The organism is Sediminibacterium sp. FW305-C-49, from assembly GCF_058231085.1.
Genome location: NZ_JBIQXS010000002.1, coordinates 776559 through 797490, shown reverse-complemented (window position 1 = coordinate 797490; position 20932 = coordinate 776559). Strand labels below are relative to the sequence as shown.

The window sequence follows — 20932 nt, the reverse complement described above, 5'->3', positions numbered from 1 at the left end:
ATGATTAAATTGTAAAGAAATTGTTACCCGATTTTTTTGTGCATAAACTGTGAAAACCGATGACAGACATTACTTGCAGAACCTGGAAAGAAAATGACCTGCCTCATCTCCTGTCTTATTTATTGCATTTGGATAACGAGACCCGTTTACGTTTCGAACCACACCCTTTTACAATGGATGCACTGAATCATTTATACCATGACCCATCTTTTATGGGTTTTATGCTGATCGAAAACAGCAGCACGTATATCATTGGTTATGGCATTATCAAACTGGGGTATTTTGAACATGATGTACAACGGCTAAATAGTTATTCATTCTTCCCCGCTCACAATAACACAGCCATGTATGCACCATCATTGGCAGCCGGATGGCGCAATAAAGGGTTGGGGAAAATACTATGGCAAACCACAGAAGCATACCTGAAACAACAACAGATCAAACAGGTACTGCTCTGGGGTGGTGTGCAGGAAAATAATATAACCGCCGTTGCCTATTATCAAAAAATGGGTTTTGAAACGATCGGTGGCTTCGCTATGAATGGGATGTGGAATTTGGATATGGTCAAATATTTGTAACGACATACGCCAATTGGTTTTACCACCCAATCATCCAGTTACCATAAAATCCCTACCTTGCACATTATTTGAATTTTACAAACGATTATGGAACCGGTTACCATCAAGGCTTTTTACAAGGAAATATTCGGGGGTGTATGTTCAGAAATCGATAAAATGCTCGATGCCGACCAGGGAAAAGACATTGGTCATTTTAATGTGTTTGATATCAGCGAGCTTCAGTCTGCCTGTGCGGGAAAAGCCAAAATGCCGTACAATCGGCGCACTTATTATAAAATCAGTCTGATTAAAGGCAAAAACAGGGTCGAGTATGCAGATCGCGTGATAGAGATTCAACAGCATGCCATACTTTTTGCCACACCTAAGCTACCCTACAGTTATACACCCCATGATTCAAAACAGGCTGGTCATTTTTGTGTTTTCACGCGTGAATTTTTATCCAAATCAAATTCAGGACTGGTGATAGATGATCTCCCGATTTTTAAACCGGGCAGCGACTTTGTATATCATATCTCTGACAGCCAGGCTGCTGATTTTGAAGCTATTTTCAGGAAAATGCACCAGGAAATCGGATCTGACTATCCTTACAAATACGACCTCCTGAGAAATTATGTGATTGAACTAATACACAACGGACAAAAACTCAAACCACTGACAGCTACAGGTAACACGATCAATGCTGCCAGCCGAATTTCATCCCTTTTTATCGAGTTACTGGAGCGACAGTTCCCTATTGAAACCAATACACAGACATTGGCTTTAAGAACGGCCAAAGATTATGCCAATACTTTGCAGGTGCATGTTAACCATCTCAATAAAGTATTAAAAGAATTTACCGGCAGAACCACTACCGAAATTATTTCGAGTCGTATAGCTCAGGAAGCGAAACTACTTTTACGCCAAACCAATTGGAATATCTCAGAGATTGCTATGAGCCTGGGGTTTGAGGAAGTAGCTCATTTCTCTAATTTTTTCAAGAAACAAAGCAATATGTCTCCCCTGCATTACCGGGATCAATTATTTGATATTTACAAATAATACACTGATAATCGCAACAACAGATTTTACAGACCGGGTCAATTTTGTGTGGTATTTAAAACAATAAAAATGACTCGTAAAACAAAAATTGCACTTGTAACCGGTGGAAGTCGCGGTTTGGGCAAAAGCATGGCTATTGAGCTGGCTAAAAAAGGACTGGATCTCATCATTACTTACCAACAACAAAAAACAGAGGCAGAAAAAGTAGTCGCAGCAATTGCAGCTACCGGAAGAAAAGCAGTAGCACTTTCTTTGGATGTATCAAAAGCTGATTCATTTGCTGTTTTTGCCGCAACGGTACAAAAAACACTGACAGACGAATTTCAAACAGACAGGTTCGACTTTCTGGTAAACAATGCAGGCTCGGGTGTGTATGCCGATTTTGAACAGACGACAGAAGAACAGTTCGACAGCATGATGAATATTCACCTGAAAGCTCCTTTCTTCCTTACACAAAAGTTATTACCGATCGTGAATGACGGTGGCGGAATTGTCAATATTTCTTCAGGTCTGGCAAGGTTTACCTATACCGGATATGATGCATATGCCACTATGAAAGGAGGAGTAGAAACACTGACCAAATACCAGGCTAAATTTCTGGGTAACAGAAAGATCAGGGTGAATGTGGTTGCACCTGGTGCTATTGAAACCGATTTTGGTGGTGGTGCTGTGAGAGACAACCAGGAACTGAAAGATTATCTCGCTTCTCTTACATCACTCGGACGTGTAGGTATCCCCGATGACATTGGAACCGTAGTGGCGTTTCTCTGTACCGATGATGCCAAATGGGTAAATGCACAGCGGATTGAAGTGGCCGGGGGAATTCATTATTAGTTTATAGTGACTAGTCCATAGTTAATAGTCCATGGCCCATAGCAGAAAATTTAATTCTTTCTATGGACCATGGACTATTAACTATGGACTATAAAACTTCTCCTATTTATCGCTCTGTCTTTTTACTGAACCGCCGCTACTCACATTTATATCGCGTATAAGTCCTTCACCTTTGAAACGAACATAACCGCCACTGCTGGCTTCAGCAGAAATTTCTTTGGTAACAGTCACCTGTACACCGGCACCGCTGCTTACATCGGCTTTACAATTGGTAACCGCCAAATCGTACCCACGGAAAATTCCACCACTACTGCCATCAACCGATAAGGTTTTTGCTGATCCCGACAATGTAATGGTACCGCCGCTGCTGACATCGGCAGTTAGTTTATCTAGGTTAACAGATTTCGCCTGTATAGAACCTCCGCTGCTGGCATCCAGTCCATCCAGTTCTGTATATGAAACATATACAACCACTTTCCAGTTTCTTCTTTTTTCCCAAAAACGCCAGTTATCGCTGTCGCGTGAAATACGCAAAACGCCGTTTGATACAACTGTTTTTACTTTATCTACTAGGTCTGCATCGCTGGCAGTTACTGCCAGTTCCTCTTTACTTCCTTTGGTTAAAATAACCTGGATACCTGCCGATGTTTTGATGGCATGGAACGATCCCACATTTCTTTTCTGCGCATTCTCTCCCGATACCACTTCCTGTCCAAGAGCAAAAGAAAATAGTATACTGATCGCCAATAAACTACTGAATAACTGTTTCATGATAGGTTTGTTTTGAAGTGTAACGGGGCAGCAGGAGAAATGTTACAACAGGAGTTAAAGCTTCAAGCCACAAGCTTCAAGTGGGTTTTTACAAGCCACAAGTTGATTTAATTTCGCCTTAAAGTGCTTGTAGCTTGCGGCTTGAAACTTGTAGCTTGTTGCTTCCCCCTACCTTAACACCACAGCTCCCAGGGCCGGCAAATGCACTTTTAGCTGGTAACATTCTGAGACTTTATCAACCAATGTGGAACTGATTGCAGGATTATATACATCTCCGGTTCCCCAGAAAGCTTCGTTATCGCTGTTGAATATTTCGGCCCATTTCCCCTTTCCGTGTACATAAATTTCCCAGTCGTGGCGAACAATAGGGGTAACATTAAGTATCACAAGAATATCATCTTTGGGTTGCTTGCCTTTGCGTTTATATACCATCACCGACTCACTTCTATGATTGAGGTCTACCCATTCAAATCCCTCTGAAGAAAACTGCTGTTCATAGAGCGCGGGTTCTGACCGATAGAGTTCATTGAGTTTTTGCACACAGTGTTTCATACCACCATGACTCTGAAACTGTAATAACTCCCATTGTAATTCGCTTTTATAGTTCCACTCACTCGTAGCACCAAATTCATTTCCCATGAATAAGAGTTTGGCTCCGGGATGTGTAAACATATAGGTGTACAGTATGCGCAGGTTGGCAAATTTCTGCCATTCGTCTCCGGGCATTTTATACAACATCGGACTCTTACCATGCACTACTTCGTCGTGACTCAGCGGCAGCATAAAATTTTCATCGTAGAAATACATCATACTGAATGAAAACTTATCCTGATGAAACTGGCGATAGATAGGGTCCATTTTGAAATAATCAAGGGTATCATGCATCCAGCCCATCATCCACTTCATACCAAAACCCAATCCGTCTTCAAATGTAGGTCTGCTTATTTTGGGCCAGTCGGTTGCTTCCTCTGCAATGGTTTGAATATCGGGGAAGTCCCGGTACAGTGTTTCGTTCAGGTCTTTGATGAAAGCTATGGCTTCCAGGTTACCATTGCCGCCAAATTCATTGGGCTCCCATTGTCCTTTGTTACGGCTGTAATCTAGCCGCAACATGGAACTAACTGCATCTACCCGCAGGCCATCTGTATGAAAACGATCGCACCAGAATCTGGCACTGCTGATGAGAAATGATTTTACCTCTCCCCTTTTATAATTGAAAATATAAGAGTTCCAGTCTGGATGGTAGCCCTTACGCATGTCGGCATATTCATAGGTATGTGTACCATCGAACATGAACAATCCGTGAGCATCATAAGGAAAATGTGAAGGTACCCAGTCGAGAATCACACCAATGCCCGCCTGGTGAAAAGCATCAACCAATGCTGCATAATCCTGTGGTGAACCGTAACGTGAAGTGGGTGCGAAATAGCCTGTTCCCTGGTATCCCCAGCTCCCATCAAAAGGATGTTCCATCACAGGCATCAGTTCCACATGGGTAAAACCCATTTCTTTTACATAAGGAACCAGTCTTTCAGCTAGCTGCTGGTATGAATTATATGATTCTTCATCATTTTTATCAGGTCTCATCCAACTGGCCAGGTGTACCTCGTACACCGACCAAGGGGCATCCAATGCATTGTGTTTTGACCTGTTTTTCATCCATTCTTCATCCTGCCAGTCATAATCGGTTTGCCAGGTAATGGATGCGGTATAGGGACGTTTCTCCCAAAAATGTGCATATGGATCTCCTTTATCAAGTTTAATGCCTTTGTATCCATGTATATGGTATTTATAGGCTTCTCCCTGACCTACGTTTGGAATAAAGCCTTCCCAAATACCAGAGTTATCTAAACGAACTTTTAATGGATGCGATGTTTTGTTCCATTCATTAAAGTAACCTGTTACACTTACATAGGTTGCATTAGGCGCCCATACTGCGAAATAGGTTCCATAAGTATTTAATACTTCAAGTTGTTTGTTACCCAAAAAATCATACAAATGATAATGGGTACCCTGTTGAAAGTTTTGGATATCGGTGTCAGTGAATAAGGAATAGTTCCATACGGGTTGACTTGCATCTATAAAATGCAGTTCTTCATATTTTTTATCCTCGTTTACAACCTTTCCTCCATTGCCCACTCCTTTAACAGGATTATCTGAATTGACGTTTTTTGACTTATTAGTTTTGTCGCTCATAAGAGGTTTGTAATCAGATTAAGAAAAATATTAACATTATTTTTCAACTAATTAATTAGTTATTACAATTTTTTTATGGATTTTTCCATATCAGGCATCAAATACTGCAACTGAACACAATGAAAAAACTGACTGCACTTCTATTCATAATGGGGTTATTCTCCATTACTGAAACTTTTGCCCAGAACGCCTCCCTTAAAGGTACGGTTGTTGACTCTACCAATAAAGTAAATCTACAGCATGCGGTGGTTTCGTTATTGAGACCCAAAGATTCTGTATTGGTTAAGTTTGTAAGAACCGATCAGCAGGGAAAATTCAGCTTTGGCAATCTTGCTGCTTCCAAATATATCATGATCATTTCCTACCCTGAATATGCTGATTTTGTAGATGATATTGACCTGTCGGCACAGCCTCAAAAAACACTCGGTAATATTTATGTAACCACAAAAGCACATTTGCTGGAAGAAGTAATTGTGAAACAACGTCTTTCTGCCATCCGCATGAAAGGCGATACAACTGAATACCGTGCTGATAGTTTTTATGTAGGTCCCAATGCCAATGTGCAGGATCTTTTAAAAAGGATGCCGGGCATACAGGTAAACTCAAAGGGTGAAATCAGTGCCCAGGGACAAAAAGTAGAGAAAATATTAGTAGATGGAGAGGAATTTTTTAGTGATGACCCTGCTGTTGTTACGCAAAATCTCCGAGCAGATGCTGTTGACAAAGTACAGGTGTTTGATAAAAAAAGTGACCAGGCGGTATTTACTGGTATTGATGATGGCCAAACAGCCAAAACAATCAACCTTCAATTAAAAGAAGATAAGAAAAAAGGATTTTTTGGTAAAGTAGAAGCAGGTACCGATTTTGATCGTTACCGCTATGGCAAAGGCATGTTGAATGCTTTTAAAGGTAAAAGAAAGATTGCAGCTTATATTACCAATGATAATACCAAATTCGAATCGCTCAACTGGAATGAAAGAAATAATTATAGTGGTAGTGGAATGGGTGGTGATATGCAGATTATGGAAGACGGTGGTATTATGATCATGGGCGGTGGTGGCGATGAGTTTGCATATGGTCAGGGTTTACCAACTTCTACCACCGGAGGATTGTTGTTCAGCAATAAATGGAACCAGGATAAGCACAATATCAATAATTCTTACCAGTACAATAACCTGAATGTAAAAGGCAGAACACTCACTACTACACAAACCATTCTGCCAGATACTACATTCATTAATACACAGGATCAGAATTTTGTAAGCGACAGGAAAAGAAACCGTATCACCAGTAAATATGACTTGAGAATAGATTCTACGAGTACCTTAAAAATGTCATTAACAGGCTCTATTGTTACGAACAGAAATGCCAATACCTTTTTAGGTAAAGCCATCAGCGAAGAGGGGCAAATCATTAACCAGTCTGACCGTACTACGACGAATGATGGTGAAGACAGAAACTTACTGGGTTCTTTACAATGGCAGAAACGTTTAAAGAAAAAAGGTCGTACTCTTTCTTTCAGTGGTGATTTCTCCATTATGGACAAAACCAATGACGGGTTCCTATTTGCAAAAAATGATTTCTACGATAAGAATGGTTTGCTGGTTCGCCAGGATAACCTTGATCAGTTCAAAACCAATAAAGAAGCATTATCCAGTGTAAATGGAAAGCTCTCTTATACAGAACCCCTATGGAAAAATACTTTCATGGAACTGAACTATCGCTTTGCATTTAACAGAAATGATGCAGAAAGAAATACGCTGGAACGCACAGGCCCGGGTGGTAAATATGAAAATATGATTGACACTTTAAGCAATCATTTCATTTACAATTCCAATAACCATATGGGAGGATTTACCATCAGATTGAATGAGAAGAAATTCAATTTATACGGTGGGGCTTCTCTGGGTTCTGTCAAGTTTAACCTCGATGATATCAACAAAGGAAATAACAGGAATATCAGCTTTACGAATTTCTTACCAACGGCGGGTATCACTTTCCTTCCTAAAAAACAAAGAAGAATTAACCTGAACTATAATGGCTCTACAAGGAACCCCACCCTACAGCAGATACAGCCATTTATCGACAATATCGATCCACTAAATATTACCATAGGTAATCCTAACCTGAAACAGGAATTCAGGCACAATTTCAACATGAGTTTCAGTGATTATAAAGTATTGAAGAGCAGGAATATTTACCTGAGTGCAAACTTCACCACCACCAATAACGCCATTACCAATGCCAACTTTATTGATACATTGGGAAGAAGAATTAACCAGGCAATTAATGTGAATGGCAACTACAATGGGTCTATGTGGAGTTCTTATGGATTTGACTTATTTCCTTCCTACAACCTGAGTTTTGGATTATCACCCAATATCTCGCGTTTCGTAAACGTTGTTAATGGTTTACAAAACATCAGTAAAAACAATTCGCTTGGCTTTAACATGAGTATCAGCCACTGGTCTGAAAAGAAATTTAATTTCTATGTGAGCTTTGATGCCCGCTATAATAATTCAAGTTCATCCATCCGACCTAATGCAACAACCAAATACTGGTCATACTCTACATGGTCTGATCTAACGTTGAAATTACCTGCCAAATTTGTATTCAATGCAACAGCTCAGTTTAACCTGTATCAAAAAACATCTGTATTTGCAGGCAATAGCAATGTTTACCTTGTAAACAGTTTCCTCTCCAAGACTTTTGGAAAAAGTAGCCAGATTGAAATGAAGCTGGCCATCAATGATATTTTTAACCAGAATCAGAATATCAGAAGAAATATCAACACCAACTTTATCACGGAAACCATCCAGCAGAATATCCAGCGTTTCTGGATGTTTACACTGGCTTATAATTTCAGCAAAAACGGAAAACCTACTAACGGATTTTAAAAAACATAGCATTACTATGAAAAATATATTCATCCTATTATTCCTGTTATCAGCAACCACCTGTTTTTCGCAGGCAAGGTTTATCAGTTCCGGCAGGGTTGAATTTGAAAGAAAATACAACCAGCACAGTCAGCTTGAAGGAGAAAATGAAGGTCCCTGGATTGCTGAAATGAAAAAGATCTATCCCAAAATGCTGACAGATCATTTTGAACTTCGCTTCAATAATGAACGTTCTGTTTACCGTTTGCTCAAAGAAAATCCTGACAATAAATATCTCTGGATGGGCAAACCTTCAGAATCTGATGTTACCATTAAAGACATCAATAAGGGCACCATTTCCATGCAGCGGGATGTATTTGAACAAACTTACCTGATACAGGACAGCCTTCGCCAGCTCGAATGGCGCATTACCGATGAAACACGTACCATTGCAGGCTTTGAATGCAAAAAAGCTGTCACTAAAATCTGCGACTCAGTTTATGTAGTTGCTTTTTATACCGACCAGATCATGGTCAATAGCGGCCCTGAAAGTTTTAGCGGTTTACCGGGCATGATACTTGGCCTGGCAGTACCGAGATTACATACTACCTGGTTTGCCACGAAAGTAGAATTGGTAGACCCAACACCCGCCCAACTTACTCCAGCACAAAAAGGTAAGAAAGCAAATTGGACACAACTTTCTACTGACCTGAATAAAGCAATGAAGGATTGGGGTAAAGAAGCGGCACGAATATTGTGGACTTCTTTACTATAAAACTGACGTCGGATTCATTCCGGCATGTGAGAATGAAATGTATACTGGTAAGTCCGGGGGTTTTGATGGCTGAATAGTTTTGGGGGTAATTACTATCGGCTACAGACTCACGGACTTTCCTTTTTTTGCCCGCATTCTTTTCGGACCATACCATAACCAGAAGCCCGTCACGGTAAACAATACAAGGGCAAGTCCCATTATACTTGTATAAAATAATTTGAAACTACCTGATGAAATATTCAGGTAATGGTCTACAACAGAACCATCGTGTATTTTTTCAATAAAATCAGCTCTTCTTGTTTCAACATGTAACAGTTCTCCCGTACTGGCATCGAGTTGCAAGGCTGTAAAATGTTCGGTGAAGAGGAATTTAACCATGCCTTTTTCAGGTCTGAAATCGATACGGTCAATCGTAGTGCTTAAACCAGCATTAACACTATCACGCAAATAATGAGCAGCTCTCCTGCTAAGGCTATCTACCGACAACCAGTTTCTGGTTTCGGCCGATACTCCTTTATATGATTTGGCCAGCAAATACCCTTTACTGTTCTTCTTCCATCCCAATAAAAGACCGGTGATGGCTACCATAAAAAAGAAAACAAACAATAAAGCACCGGTTACCCGATGTACTTTTCTGAATACCCGTAAAACTTTTGCCTGCTGTTGCCGGCTTTCCTGATGATTCAACATGACACTGCACTATTTAGCATGACCCAGTAACCGGGAAATGCTAAATATATTCAATAACCCATGAAGCCTGAGATGTTTTATGTGGCTGGGTAAAGCTATTTTTTCAAAGCCTGTAACTCTGCTTTTAGCTGCGATATCTGCGTTTGTAACTCCCTGATTGATTCTACCAATACTGGAATCAGCCCCTCCATTTCCACTTCTTTTACATAAGCCTGTTTAAAGAGATTCTTGCCGGCCGTATAAGAGATGGTTTTACTTTTTACCAGTTGCGGGAAAACCGCTTCAACATTTTCAATACCAAAGCCAAATTGTCTGCCTGCCGGTAATTTCAGTGAACGGTTGAATTCTGCTTTATACTCAAACATCTGTGGCTTTAATTTTAGCAACTGGGTTGTTGCATCGCTTAGCGGCCTGATGTATTTTTTGAGTTCGGTATCATTCATTTCCTGGGCCATTGCAGCTTGTGTAACAATGCAGGTAATCAGCGCCAGACTAAGTGATTTCCTATTTTTTTTCATAACATGGCATTTTTAGTGAGCTATTCGAATCGTTGCAAAGAAACAGCTTTGCTGTTCCATTTTTCTAAAATTCCTGTGAAATATACGGTGACTAGTTCTTTTGAATAATCGTTCCAGCTTAGCCCCCATAAATTTTCTTTCCCCTCACCTCCTTCATATTTCAATTCACCATCTTTGGTCCAGATACGCAACTTGTCGCTGGCTGTTGCCAACAAAGTTCCATCCGGGTTCCATTGCAGATCACGGTATTCCATTTTACTACCCTTGATGGTCTTAAATAATTTACCTTCCGGCGTCCAGTACTGTAATAAACTGGTAATACCCTCAGCTTCATGTCCATAATCGCCACTTACAAAAAACAACCCGGAAGGATGCCACTCTACAGATAACACGCCTGTCTGTTCTTCCCGATGTTTGAGGGTAATAATTTTTTTCCCACTCATTTCATACAAACGAATATCATCTCCACTCACCAACAGCAAATTCTTCGAGGGGTGCCAGTCAATATCAAAATAGCTGCTGTTATTTTCTTTGGGAATGGTTCTTATCCATTGTCCCTTTTCATTGAATATTTTAATAAGGTGATTATCTGTTGCCGCAAGAAATTTACCATTATAACTCCAGGTTATTCCTCTTCCGCCAGACTCAATGCCCTGCAATGGAATAGAGTCGCCCGTAACCATATTACGCAGGTGCATATGTTTATCGTTGGTAGCTACTGCCAGCAATTGTCCGAATGGTTGCCATGCCAGTCGTCTGATCATGGAGCCAACCGGAAAAGTTTTCAGCAATTTCATGTCTTTGGTCTGGTAAAGCCGGATGATGCGGTCATCTCCTCCCGTTACTGCATAACGTCCACTTGGATCCACTGTTACGGTCCACAAACCCTTACCGGGCGATGGCTTAGAAAATGATCCAAGCAAAAAACAGCTCAACAGCAGTGCTACATATTTCATACCTATACTTTATATCATGGTTTCAACCAGAGAGGTGAACTGTCTGTTGGCGTATTGATGACTATTTCCGTTCCATTGGGTGCTTTGAACCGTATTGCCAACATTCCCAAATGCGATTCATATGGACCTTCGTATGGCTGTTGTTGTTTTTCTAATGTGAGGATACAGCTTTGTAAATCGTCGGTCAGAAAACTCACCCTCACTGCGCCATCTGCCAGATGATCTGATACATTAAAATCAAGACCAGATATTCCACTATCGAAAACACTAAGCCCATTCTCCTGTAGTTTGACAGGCAAACCCAATACCGAAGAAAAAAAAGCTGTAGTCTGCCCGGGTACTGTGGCACCTATTTCAATTTCATGAAGACGAATTTCCATATACTATTCTTTATACAGGTATAGAGGCTTTGTTTTTCTTCACACCCATCATTCCTATCATCATTACCAATGCTGTTAAGATAATGACCTGTATGATGAGTGAATTGTTTACCATATCAATTTTATCGGTCTGAGAAATCGACAGGAATAAGAGAATACTGATTAATCCACGGGGTGCAATAAACAGCAGCGGAAAGAGTTTTATTCCTGCTATTTTCAACTGGATGGCCCTGGTTATAAAAATAACAGCTACTACTACTGCTGCCCATACAAGTGTATCTGTATTTAATAATTCTGTTGTCTCGATCAGAAAACCAAATACCAGAAAGAAAAAAGTACGGATCACAAATGCTGCTTCTGTTGCGATCTCTTTGAACTTGTGAACTTCCTTGTTCAGGTCATCTGGTTTTAGTTTGGCAATCCATTTATGCTGTTTCAGTTCATCGAGATTGCCAAGAAAAACGCCAAACAACAGGATAAGTAACAGTGAAGGCAGGTGATAATGTTTGGATACAATATAAATCAATATTACCATCACCATAATGGGAATAAATTTAATATGATGCTGTATTCTGCCAAGCAGGTAAGAAAGGCCAACAGATGCTAAAAAGGAAACCACCAGTATCAGTAAGAGTTGCCAGCCAAAATGCATAAATGCGGTAGCGTCAATTACTGCATTCAGTGCCACAAAATTGAAAATGATAACACCCACAATATCAGACAGACTGCTCTCGTAGGTAACAAACTCTCTGCTATAGGTATCCAGGTTTTTGGCGCTGGGTATGGCTATGGCGCTACTGATGATGGAGAAGGGAAGTACATTGATCAGTGATTGTTTATAGGAATACCCGCCGTAATAACTGAATAACCAGGCCAGCAATAATCCACTCACAATTAGTGGGAAAAAAGATACGATGGCCGCTTTCCTTACCAGTGGCAGTTTTGATTTATTCAACTCTAATTCAAGAGAACCTTCCAGTACAATTAATATCAACCCTACCGTACCCAGCAAGGGTAATAAAGAGGATAGGTCGGGAACTGTCACTGAAAAGAATACCGTTAATTGTTTAAGCGCCCAGCCCAATAACAACAAAAGAATGACGGTTGGTATTCTTGTTTTAGCGGAACTGATATCAAAGAGATATGCGAGTAATATCAGTACACATAATGTTATAATGATGGATGTAGTCATGTTGATTGCAATATAAGCGCTGAGTGCCGGTTTTCATAATCGTGCTTGGCACTTCCTCAACAGATTAACATAACAGCGGCAAGTATGCAGCAACTATTTCTGTAATTCCAATATCATCATTCCCCGTGCGGGCAATTCGAATGCTTCTCCCTGATTTTTACCTGAAAAAACATCTATTGCTTTTGTGAAACCCTTGGTTCTTTCTGCATACTCATTGAATGATACATTCTTCTTCACATCGCCTGTATTGATGATGCACATGATGGTCTGTTTATTATCGTACCGGAAATACACATACACACCATCAGTTGGGAGGAACTGCATGGTTTTACCTGTAGTGAGCGCCGTTGATTTTTTCCGGAACAATGCCAGTGTTTTTACAAAATCAAATGCTTCCTGTTCTTCTGTTGTTCTTCCGGCTTTATCGAATTTGTTTACCTGATCGCCCTCAAATCCACCCGGAAAGTCCAGCCTCACCATTGCATCACTCGGGTTTTTAAAATTCTTCATCAGTATTTCCGTACCATAATACAGTTGTGGAATACCCCTTAGTGTAAGCAACATGCCTATACCCTGTTTGAATTTATTCATATTCTCTCCTGCCACTGAATAGAAGCGGTCCATATCGTGGTTATCGAGAAAAATGCAATTGTTCAGCGGTTGCTGGTATAAAATATCCTGCGCCAATGTCATGTATAGTTTATTCACTCCTTCTGTCCAGCCAAAGGGTTGATTGAGGCTGGCTATGATAGCCGCATTCAATGGGAAATCTGTTACGCCCTCCGCATTGTGTTTGAACGGAACGTTTATGTTGTTTCTGGTGAAATAGGCACTACCGGTAACCGTATTGGTCCAGGCTTCTCCGAAGATGGTTAGTCTGGGATATTCTTTTAACAGTGCGTCATTCACTTTATTCAAAAAAACTTCGTCGCAATATTTATAAGTATCGACCCGCCATCCATCAACTCCAAATTCTTCTGTACTCCAGATAGCATGCTGAATGAGATAGTTAGCCACAAAAGGATTTCGCTGGTTTACATCTGGCAGGTGTGGAACAAACCAACCGTCCAGCATCTGTTTCTTATCCTTTGTACCTGAATATGGCCCAAAGATGGCTTCATCCCTATGATTACTGCCGGTATAGGTTTTCCATTGGTTGATCCAGTCTGGTGATGGTGGTTCCTGTGCTATCCAGTGATGTGACCCGATATGATTGTACACTGCATCCTGTATCAATTTCATGCCATTGGCATGTAAGGAATCAGACAGTTCCTGATACGCCCGGTTGCCTCCCAAACGTTCATCCACTTTGTAATGATCCGTAAACCAGTAACCATGGTAACCACTCATCATACCCGCAGCTTCTTTATTGAGTGGCATATTATTTTCAATCACCGGCGTCATCCACACGGTGCTGACTCCTAAATCTTTCAGGTATGACAAATGATTTTGCACTCCTTTTAAATCGCCACCATGACGCAGCAATACATCATTGCGGTTACTACTTACATCATGCAGGTTATTAAACTGATCATTTGTGCGATCACCATTACTAAACCTGTCTGGCATGATGAGGTAAATAAAATCCTTTGAGGTGACGCCCTGAGCAAAAGCTGTATTTCTGCCTGCTCTTCTTGGTTTGATTTTCCATGTGAGCTCTATGGTTTTGCCCTTGTACACACCTACAATCTTCACATCACCGGGTTTGGTGTCTTTTGCGATGGCAACATCAAGACCCACATATTTCCCGTTACTAAAGCGATGCGAGCGTTGTTTCTGTACCCCCGGATACGTAATGGTAAAACGATAGCGCCAGAAAGATGTATCATTACTTTTCAGTATGAGTTGAACATTATTATGCTGCATATCGGCAAACCAATGCGAGGGATAAATAGATACATCCTGTGATGTTCCTGGCTTACACAACATCAGCAACAACAATAACTGAAAATATTTTTTCATACCCATTTCTTTTTGATTCGATCAAAACATTTATCCCTTGCTTCTTTCCTGTTTTATACTAATGGCACCTGCATCATACACAAACAAAACACTTACTGCTGCACAAAGCATAAAAAATCCTGCCAGTACAATGGCATAAATGGGTTGACCACCATAAATATTTTTTACAATCCACCCGCCACCAATACCATTTACAATTTGCGGAAGTGTAATAAAGAAGTTGAAGATACCCATGTAAATACCCAGTTTACCTGCGGGTATAGAGCCGGACAGTATTACATAAGGCATCGCTAGAATACTTCCCCACGCAAGCCCCACGCCTATCATAGAATATTTTAAGAACTGAGGATCTTTAAGGAAATAGATAGAGATCAGTCCGACCCCCCCCGCAATAAGCGAGAATGCATGTGTCCCTTTCCGCCCCAAAAACTTAGCAAAGAGTGGCAGGAATAATGCATAAATCGCTGCCACCAGGTTATAGGTACCGAACGCTGAGCTTACTGTATTACCTGCATTATTGTAGGCAACAGATCTTGTATCGTCGGGCGACAACTGGTAAACATGTGTAGCAACAGCATCAGTGGTAAACACCCACATGCTGAATAAAGCAAACCATGAAAAGAACTGAACCAGTCCCAACTGTTTCATGGTCTTTGGCATGTTTTTAAAGTCTTTGAATATCTCACCAATACCAGCTTTCTGTGAAGCTTCATCTGGTTTACCATGGTATTTTTCGTATTCTGCTGGCGGGTATTCCCTCGATAAAAAAACAGTGACGAGTATGGCAATAATGAATACGGCAGCTCCAATATAAAACGCATATTTAATATTGTCAGCCACACCTGATTCTCCTGCTTCCTGTGAAAATCCGTTTTTAGCAAGTATCGATGGTAGCTCCGAACCAATTACTGCTCCCACACCAATAAGAAAGGTTTGAATAGCAAATCCACTTGTTCTTTGCGAATCGGGTAAGTTGTCTGCTACCAGTGCTCGAAAGGGCTCCATTGCCACATTGAAAGAAGCATCCATAATCATCACCATTCCTGCACCGATCCACAACGCAGGAATCATGGATGACATAGATGCAGAATTCGGAAGAAATACAAGTGCTGCGGATGATAGTAAAGCGCCTGCCAGAAAGTAAGGTTTTCGCCTCCCTACCCTGTTCCAGGTTCTGTCGCTGTAGTGACCAATGAGTGGTTGCACAATCATTCCCATTAAAGGCGCTACGATCCAGAACATGGGAAGATGTTCTACATCTGCACCAAATGAGCGGAGGATACGACTGGTGTTTCCGTTTTGCAGTGCAAATCCGAATTGAACACCGAGAAAGCCAAAACTCATAAAGAATATCTGGCTGAGTGATAAACGTGGTTTAGGCATCAAACCTGCAGAAGCAGGTGAATGTGGTGCTGAGCTGGCCATGGCAATCGTTTGTAATGTGTACTAATTACATATACTTAAATGTAGCGTATTTTTATTAAGTAGTGAATGAATATTCAACTATACTTTCCATACAACAATGCGTAACCGTTGCTTACTCCTATTCTTTTTCTGAAGAAGTATTCACCGCAGAGAACAAGAGGATGCTGAGTTTACGCAGAGCTATTTTTATTCCATACAAATGAAATTAAATCACGAAGCCATCCGGCAGTACTGCTAATTTTTTGACAACTACAATACCATCTTTTACCGTATATAATGCATGATCGGTATTGGATAAATGAGCTCCTCCGTTGATTCTTACGTCGTTACCAATTCTGCAGTTTTTATCAATAATGGCATCTTTAATATAGCACCGTTCTCCAATACCTATTTTGGGTAATCCTTTTGCGGTATTATCTGCCATCTCTTCAATGGTTTCATAATAATCATTACCCATGAGGTAACTATTCACCACAGTGGTTCCATGACCAATACGCGATCTGATACCCACCACACTTTGCTCAATTCTGCTTGCATGTATAATTGACCCTTCCGCTATAATTGTTTTTTCGAGTGTGGTACCGCTTATTTTGGCAGGTGGCAACATGCGTGCCCGGCTGTATACAGTTTTGGTGTTATCGAATAGATTAAACGGAGGTATTTCCTGTGTAAGAGCCAAGTTGGCTTCATAAAAGGAATAAATATTTCCGATATCGGTCCAGTAACCATCGTACTGAAAACTCACGACTTTATAATTCTGAATTGAATCCGGAATAATTTCTTTACCAAAGTCGGTGGCATTGGGATGTACGTCACTTAATAAATGATACAATGCCTTCTTACTAAAGATATAAATACCCATTGAAGCCAGGTAGTTACGGCCGGTTCGCTGCATTTCGGCGCCCGTATCGCTTACCCAATCAGGTAACAAATCTTTTTTTGGTTTTTCAATGAAGGATGTGATATAACTATCTTCATCCGCTTTCAGGATACCGAACTCAGGTGCATCTCTTTCATTCACGGGAATGGTGGCAATAGAAATATCAGCTCCTTTCGACCGGTGGCTTTCCAGCATCTCACTAAAATCCATCTGGTATAACTGGTCGCCACTGAGAATGAGTATATACTCAAAATCCATATTGGATATATGTCTTAGCGACTGTCTTACTGCATCTGCAGTTCCCTGGTACCAACCCGGATTATCAGGTGTTTGTTCTGCAGCCAGGATATCAACAAAGCCTGTACTGAATGCACTGAAATGATACGTGTTCTTGATATGTTTGTTCAGGGATGCTGAATTGAATTGTGTCAATACAAACATCCTGTTAATATTACTGTTGATACAATTACTGATAGGTATATCTACCAATCTGTATTTGCCTGCGATAGGAACAGCCGGTTTTGACCGGCTGGCCGTTAGCGGATACAAACGGGTGCCCGCACCACCACCAAGAATTACGGCTAACACTGATTTTGAAATACTATTCATATGGTCGTTATTTAATCTTTTGATGTCAGATATCAGATGTCGGATATATTTCAAGTCAGATATCCGACATCTGATATCATAAAATTATTTAAGGCTTTTATACACATTAGTATACTCATCCACCGTGCTCTCCCAACTATGGTCTATCTGCATCATGTGTTTACGCATGCGTTCCATATGTGTGCTGTCCTGATAAACTGAAACAGCGCGGCCTATGGAATAATTTACATCTTCTGCTGTTGCATGGTTAAAGCGAATACCAAAACCATCAGAATCGCCCATGTCTACTATGGTATCCTGCAAGCCACCCGTACTCCTCACAATCGGCACTGTACCATAACGCATCGAGTACATCTGGTTTAATCCACAAGGTTCTACCCTGCTGGGCATCAGCAGAAAATCGGCTCCTGCATACATCAGGTGACTCAAAGTTTCATCATACCCTATCACAACACTGAATACGCCTTTATAAGGTTCAGCCATTTGCTGGAACTCCCACTCCACGGCTGTTTCTCCGCTACCCAATACCAGAAAACTGGCTTGTCCCTGTGTTTGTTCAATGGCTAAACGAATAGCATAAGGCAAAATATCTGCTGCTTTTTCTCCTACCAACCGACCAATGAAAATGAATAAAGGCTTTTCAATATCCAGTCCGAAACGTTCACATAAAAGGGCTTTGTTCTTTTTTTTGCCTGCAGTAACATTCTTAACACTGTAGTGGTTTTCCAGGTATTGATCGGTTGCCGGGTTCCAGACCTCATTATCAATTCCATTCAAGATACCTACACATTTCCCTCTTTCATACTCAAACAATTTTTCGAGTCCGTTTGAATTACTCCTGAGTTCATCCATGTAACTCCAACTAACAGTTGTTACTTTACTGGCACATTTAATACCTGATGCCAATGGATTAATCGTATCATTCCAATCGAGCATCCCTCTTTTCCAGAGATCCCAACGGGGTATATAACGACTTTTATCCCAGCCCATCCAACCCTGGTATTGCGCATTATGAATAGTGAGAACTGTAGGAATATATTTCAGCCTGTTATAATCATAACAATACTGCATCATGAACGGAATGAGCCCGGTATGATAATCATGACAATGAACAATATCGGGTTGATGTTCCCAGTGAATCATCCAATTCACCAAGGCAATCTGGAAAGCAGTAAATCTTTCGGCATCATCATCATATCCATAAATTTTCTGGCGATCCAGTAAACCATTGATATCAATGAGAAAAAGATCATAGCCCAGTTTGTTGCTGCTTTCCTTGATAACCGTATAATCAAAAAACCAGTTCCCCAAATTGGCTTGCCCTTTAAAATCTACCGTCCAGTCGTTCTCGTATAAGAATTTAGTTCTGTACATGGGCATCACCACTTTGGCAATATGCCCAGCTTTTACCTGGTATTTAGGAAGTGCCCCTACCACATCTCCCAGTCCGCCGGCTTTGGCTACCGGGTAACATTCGGCACTCACATGAATAATCTCCATGAATCGCAGTTTGTCTGATTTGCTTTCAAGTTAGGAAGTAAAACGGTACTGTCAAATTCTACTTTAAAATTTTTCGGGCTGATTTTTCTCGTTATTTTACAGCCTACATTAAACGACCGATTGTATGACCCAGCCAAAACAACCAACTAATACGAGTGCTCTTGCTACACTTGTCATTGTTTTTTTCTTTTGGGGATTTATTGCTGCTTCAAACAGTATACTGATCCCATTCTGTAAAACCCATTTTCAGCTCAACCAGTTTCAATCGCAATTGATCGGTTCCGCATTTTATGGGGCTTATTTTATTGGGTCTTTGATTCTGTTTATCTCTTCTAATATTTTAGGTTATGATATCCTCAACAAAATCGGATATAAAAAAGGTATTATTTATGGTTTATGGATATCAGTGGCTGGCGCATTACTGATTATTCCATCTGCCAACGCCAACTCATTCCCTGCCTTACTGGCATCCTTTTTTATCGTGGCATTGGGTTTCTCTTTACAACAAACTTCTGCACAACCCTTTGCGATCTCTTTAGGTGATGCTTCTACAGGTGCTCACAGACTTAATCTTGCCGGTGGTGTAAACTCATTAGGTACCACACTGGGACCCATCATTGTGAGTTTTTTCCTGTTTGGATCTGTTGGTGGAGAACAAGCAGAAGTAACTGTAACTAATATAAATGTATTGTATATGATCGTAGCTGCTGTGTTCGCATTGGTAGCACTGTTTTTTGCCTTCTCCAAATTACCCGATGGCAAGAATGATGAAAAATTTGAAAAAGCCAATAAAGCTGCCGCTTCTTTAACCATCATGACTTTACTGATTGGTGCCATCATTGTTGTTGGACAATTAACAGAAGTGCCCAAACTTACTTTGCTATTAATTAGCATGGTATCTGTTGTAGGTATTTTGTTTTATTCCAATGCCAGTGCCATTAAAAACAATACTGGCTGGGGTGCCATGAAATACCAACAATTGATTTATGGCATGTTAGGTATTTTTGTATATGTAGGTGTTGAAGTAACCATCGATAATAATTTTGGTGCACTCTTGAAAACACCCGGCTATCTGACCGAAATGGGGCTCGATGAAAGCATGATTTCAAAATACATTTCCTTGTATTGGGGTAGCCTGATGATTGGCAGGTGGACAGGTGCTGTAAGTGTTTTCAACGTATCTGCTGGTGTTCGCAGATTACTTACCGTTGTCGTTCCATTTATTGCATTTTTAGTGGTTTTGGGTGTTAACTCCATGTATGGTAGTGATATCAGTGATTTATGGGGATATGGTGTTTGTATTATTATTGCCCTTATCGCCTTTTTCTACGGTCAGGAAAAACCTGCCAAAACTTTATTGGCCGTTTCCATACTCGCAACCATTGCCATGCTTGTAGGCGTATTTACCAATGGAATTGTTTCTGTTTATGCCTTAATGGCTGGCGGGCTTTGTTGTTCAGTTATGTGGCCATGTATATTCTCATTGGGTGTAGGCGGATTAGGCAAGTATACAAGTCAGGGTTCTGCATTTTTAATTATGATGATTCTTGGCGGTGCCATCATTCCTCCTTTACAGGGTGCTATTGGCGATCTGGAAGCGGTAGGCATGCACCAGTCTTACCTGTTGGCTGCCGGTTGTTTTGCCTTTCTTGCCTTCCTGGCTGTTAAGATGAAAAAAGTATTACAATCGCAGGGTCTTGATTTTGATGCACAAGTAAGCAGCGGACATTAATTTTGCGGATGAAAATTTGA

General features: G+C 40.7%; 17 protein-coding genes. 6 read left to right on the top strand and 11 right to left on the bottom strand.

Going from position 1 to position 20932, the window contains the following annotated elements; all coding sequences use genetic code 11:
- Positions 1–59: 59 nt before the first annotated feature.
- From ACH3Z1_RS10925 to ACH3Z1_RS10915, 3 genes are all read left to right on the top strand, one after another.
- Positions 60–578 (top strand): GNAT family N-acetyltransferase, encoded by a 519-nt coding sequence (locus ACH3Z1_RS10925; RefSeq protein WP_490822004.1) that lies wholly within the window; start codon positions 60–62, stop codon positions 576–578.
- A gap of 87 nt (positions 579–665) precedes the next feature.
- Complete coding sequence (locus ACH3Z1_RS10920) at positions 666–1616, top strand: helix-turn-helix domain-containing protein (RefSeq protein WP_490822003.1); 951 nt, start codon at positions 666–668, stop codon at positions 1614–1616.
- A 69-nt stretch (positions 1617–1685) separates the two neighbouring features.
- Positions 1686–2450, top strand: coding sequence for an SDR family NAD(P)-dependent oxidoreductase (locus ACH3Z1_RS10915; RefSeq protein ID WP_490822002.1), 765 nt, complete (start codon positions 1686–1688; stop codon positions 2448–2450).
- A gap of 102 nt (positions 2451–2552) precedes the next feature.
- Here ACH3Z1_RS10915 and ACH3Z1_RS10910 read toward each other — a convergent pair whose 3' ends face one another.
- Together ACH3Z1_RS10910 and glgB are read right to left on the bottom strand one after the other, a co-directional pair.
- Positions 2553–3221, bottom strand: coding sequence for a head GIN domain-containing protein (locus tag ACH3Z1_RS10910; protein ID WP_490822001.1), 669 nt, complete (start codon positions 3219–3221; stop codon positions 2553–2555).
- A gap of 168 nt (positions 3222–3389) precedes the next feature.
- Positions 3390–5417, bottom strand: coding sequence for a 1,4-alpha-glucan branching protein GlgB (glgB, locus tag ACH3Z1_RS10905; protein ID WP_490821999.1), 2028 nt, complete (start codon positions 5415–5417; stop codon positions 3390–3392).
- A 119-nt stretch (positions 5418–5536) separates the two neighbouring features.
- Between glgB and ACH3Z1_RS10900 the strand changes: the two genes are divergently transcribed.
- Together ACH3Z1_RS10900 and ACH3Z1_RS10895 are read left to right on the top strand one after the other, a co-directional pair.
- Complete coding sequence (locus ACH3Z1_RS10900; RefSeq protein ID WP_490821998.1) at positions 5537–8314, top strand: outer membrane beta-barrel family protein; 2778 nt, start codon at positions 5537–5539, stop codon at positions 8312–8314.
- A 16-nt stretch (positions 8315–8330) separates the two neighbouring features.
- Positions 8331–9068 carry a GLPGLI family protein gene (locus ACH3Z1_RS10895; RefSeq protein WP_490821997.1) on the top strand — a complete coding sequence of 246 codons (738 nt, stop codon included), beginning with the start codon at positions 8331–8333 and terminating at the stop codon, positions 9066–9068.
- A 99-nt stretch (positions 9069–9167) separates the two neighbouring features.
- Here ACH3Z1_RS10895 and ACH3Z1_RS10890 read toward each other — a convergent pair whose 3' ends face one another.
- The 9 genes from ACH3Z1_RS10890 to ACH3Z1_RS10850 form a co-directional block, all read right to left on the bottom strand.
- The gene (locus ACH3Z1_RS10890) at positions 9168–9758 is read right to left on the bottom strand and encodes a PepSY domain-containing protein (RefSeq protein WP_490821995.1); all 591 of its coding nucleotides are present in this window, start codon (positions 9756–9758) and stop codon (positions 9168–9170) included.
- 95 nt (positions 9759–9853) lie between these two features.
- Positions 9854–10276: a tail fiber domain-containing protein gene (locus ACH3Z1_RS10885; protein ID WP_490821993.1), complete on the bottom strand. Its 423-nt coding sequence runs from the start codon at positions 10274–10276 to the stop codon at positions 9854–9856.
- 20 nt (positions 10277–10296) lie between these two features.
- On the bottom strand, positions 10297–11232 hold the full coding sequence (locus ACH3Z1_RS10880) for a WD40 repeat domain-containing protein (protein ID WP_490821992.1): 936 nt from the start codon (positions 11230–11232) through the stop codon (positions 10297–10299).
- Between the two features lie 14 nt (positions 11233–11246).
- The gene (locus ACH3Z1_RS10875; RefSeq protein WP_490821990.1) at positions 11247–11612 is read right to left on the bottom strand and encodes a VOC family protein; all 366 of its coding nucleotides are present in this window, start codon (positions 11610–11612) and stop codon (positions 11247–11249) included.
- A gap of 10 nt (positions 11613–11622) precedes the next feature.
- Positions 11623–12804 carry a cation:proton antiporter gene (locus ACH3Z1_RS10870; protein ID WP_490821989.1) on the bottom strand — a complete coding sequence of 394 codons (1182 nt, stop codon included), beginning with the start codon at positions 12802–12804 and terminating at the stop codon, positions 11623–11625.
- 93 nt (positions 12805–12897) lie between these two features.
- Entirely contained in the window at positions 12898–14766 is a 1869-nt protein-coding gene (locus tag ACH3Z1_RS10865) for an alpha-amylase family glycosyl hydrolase (RefSeq protein ID WP_490821988.1), read from the bottom strand.
- A 30-nt stretch (positions 14767–14796) separates the two neighbouring features.
- On the bottom strand, positions 14797–16191 hold the full coding sequence (locus ACH3Z1_RS10860) for an MFS transporter (RefSeq protein ID WP_490821987.1): 1395 nt from the start codon (positions 16189–16191) through the stop codon (positions 14797–14799).
- A gap of 205 nt (positions 16192–16396) precedes the next feature.
- On the bottom strand, positions 16397–17680 hold the full coding sequence (locus tag ACH3Z1_RS10855; RefSeq protein ID WP_490821985.1) for a glucose-1-phosphate adenylyltransferase: 1284 nt from the start codon (positions 17678–17680) through the stop codon (positions 16397–16399).
- Positions 17681–17764: 84 nt separating this feature from the next.
- The gene (locus ACH3Z1_RS10850; RefSeq protein WP_490821983.1) at positions 17765–19180 is read right to left on the bottom strand and encodes a glycogen synthase; all 1416 of its coding nucleotides are present in this window, start codon (positions 19178–19180) and stop codon (positions 17765–17767) included.
- Positions 19181–19304: 124 nt separating this feature from the next.
- Between ACH3Z1_RS10850 and ACH3Z1_RS10845 the strand changes: the two genes are divergently transcribed.
- Complete coding sequence (locus ACH3Z1_RS10845) at positions 19305–20912, top strand: MFS transporter (protein ID WP_490821982.1); 1608 nt, start codon at positions 19305–19307, stop codon at positions 20910–20912.
- Positions 20913–20932: the final 20 nt, after the last annotated feature.

Excerpts from the sequence above, each read along its gene's own strand:
- ACH3Z1_RS10910 (WP_490822001.1), bottom strand. The coding sequence starts at position 3,221 with ATGAAACAGTTATTCAGTAGTTTATTGGCGATCAGTATACTATTTTCT.
- ACH3Z1_RS10875 (WP_490821990.1), bottom strand. The coding sequence starts at position 11,612 with ATGGAAATTCGTCTTCATGAAATTGAAATAGGTGCCACAGTACCCGGG.
- ACH3Z1_RS10870 (WP_490821989.1), bottom strand. The coding sequence starts at position 12,804 with ATGACTACATCCATCATTATAACATTATGTGTACTGATATTACTCGCA.
- ACH3Z1_RS10845 (WP_490821982.1), top strand. The coding sequence starts at position 19,305 with ATGACCCAGCCAAAACAACCAACTAATACGAGTGCTCTTGCTACACTT.
- ACH3Z1_RS10925 (WP_490822004.1), top strand. The coding sequence starts at position 60 with ATGACAGACATTACTTGCAGAACCTGGAAAGAAAATGACCTGCCTCAT.
- ACH3Z1_RS10920 (WP_490822003.1), top strand. The coding sequence starts at position 666 with ATGGAACCGGTTACCATCAAGGCTTTTTACAAGGAAATATTCGGGGGT.
- ACH3Z1_RS10880 (WP_490821992.1), bottom strand. The coding sequence starts at position 11,232 with ATGAAATATGTAGCACTGCTGTTGAGCTGTTTTTTGCTTGGATCATTT.
- glgB (WP_490821999.1), bottom strand. The coding sequence starts at position 5,417 with ATGAGCGACAAAACTAATAAGTCAAAAAACGTCAATTCAGATAATCCT.
- ACH3Z1_RS10895 (WP_490821997.1), top strand. The coding sequence starts at position 8,331 with ATGAAAAATATATTCATCCTATTATTCCTGTTATCAGCAACCACCTGT.
- ACH3Z1_RS10865 (WP_490821988.1), bottom strand. The coding sequence starts at position 14,766 with ATGAAAAAATATTTTCAGTTATTGTTGTTGCTGATGTTGTGTAAGCCA.
- ACH3Z1_RS10850 (WP_490821983.1), bottom strand. The coding sequence starts at position 19,180 with ATGGAGATTATTCATGTGAGTGCCGAATGTTACCCGGTAGCCAAAGCC.
- ACH3Z1_RS10915 (WP_490822002.1), top strand. The coding sequence starts at position 1,686 with ATGACTCGTAAAACAAAAATTGCACTTGTAACCGGTGGAAGTCGCGGT.
- ACH3Z1_RS10855 (WP_490821985.1), bottom strand. The coding sequence starts at position 17,680 with ATGAATAGTATTTCAAAATCAGTGTTAGCCGTAATTCTTGGTGGTGGT.
- ACH3Z1_RS10890 (WP_490821995.1), bottom strand. The coding sequence starts at position 9,758 with ATGTTGAATCATCAGGAAAGCCGGCAACAGCAGGCAAAAGTTTTACGG.
- ACH3Z1_RS10860 (WP_490821987.1), bottom strand. The coding sequence starts at position 16,191 with ATGGCCAGCTCAGCACCACATTCACCTGCTTCTGCAGGTTTGATGCCT.
- ACH3Z1_RS10885 (WP_490821993.1), bottom strand. The coding sequence starts at position 10,276 with ATGAAAAAAAATAGGAAATCACTTAGTCTGGCGCTGATTACCTGCATT.
- ACH3Z1_RS10900 (WP_490821998.1), top strand. The coding sequence starts at position 5,537 with ATGAAAAAACTGACTGCACTTCTATTCATAATGGGGTTATTCTCCATT.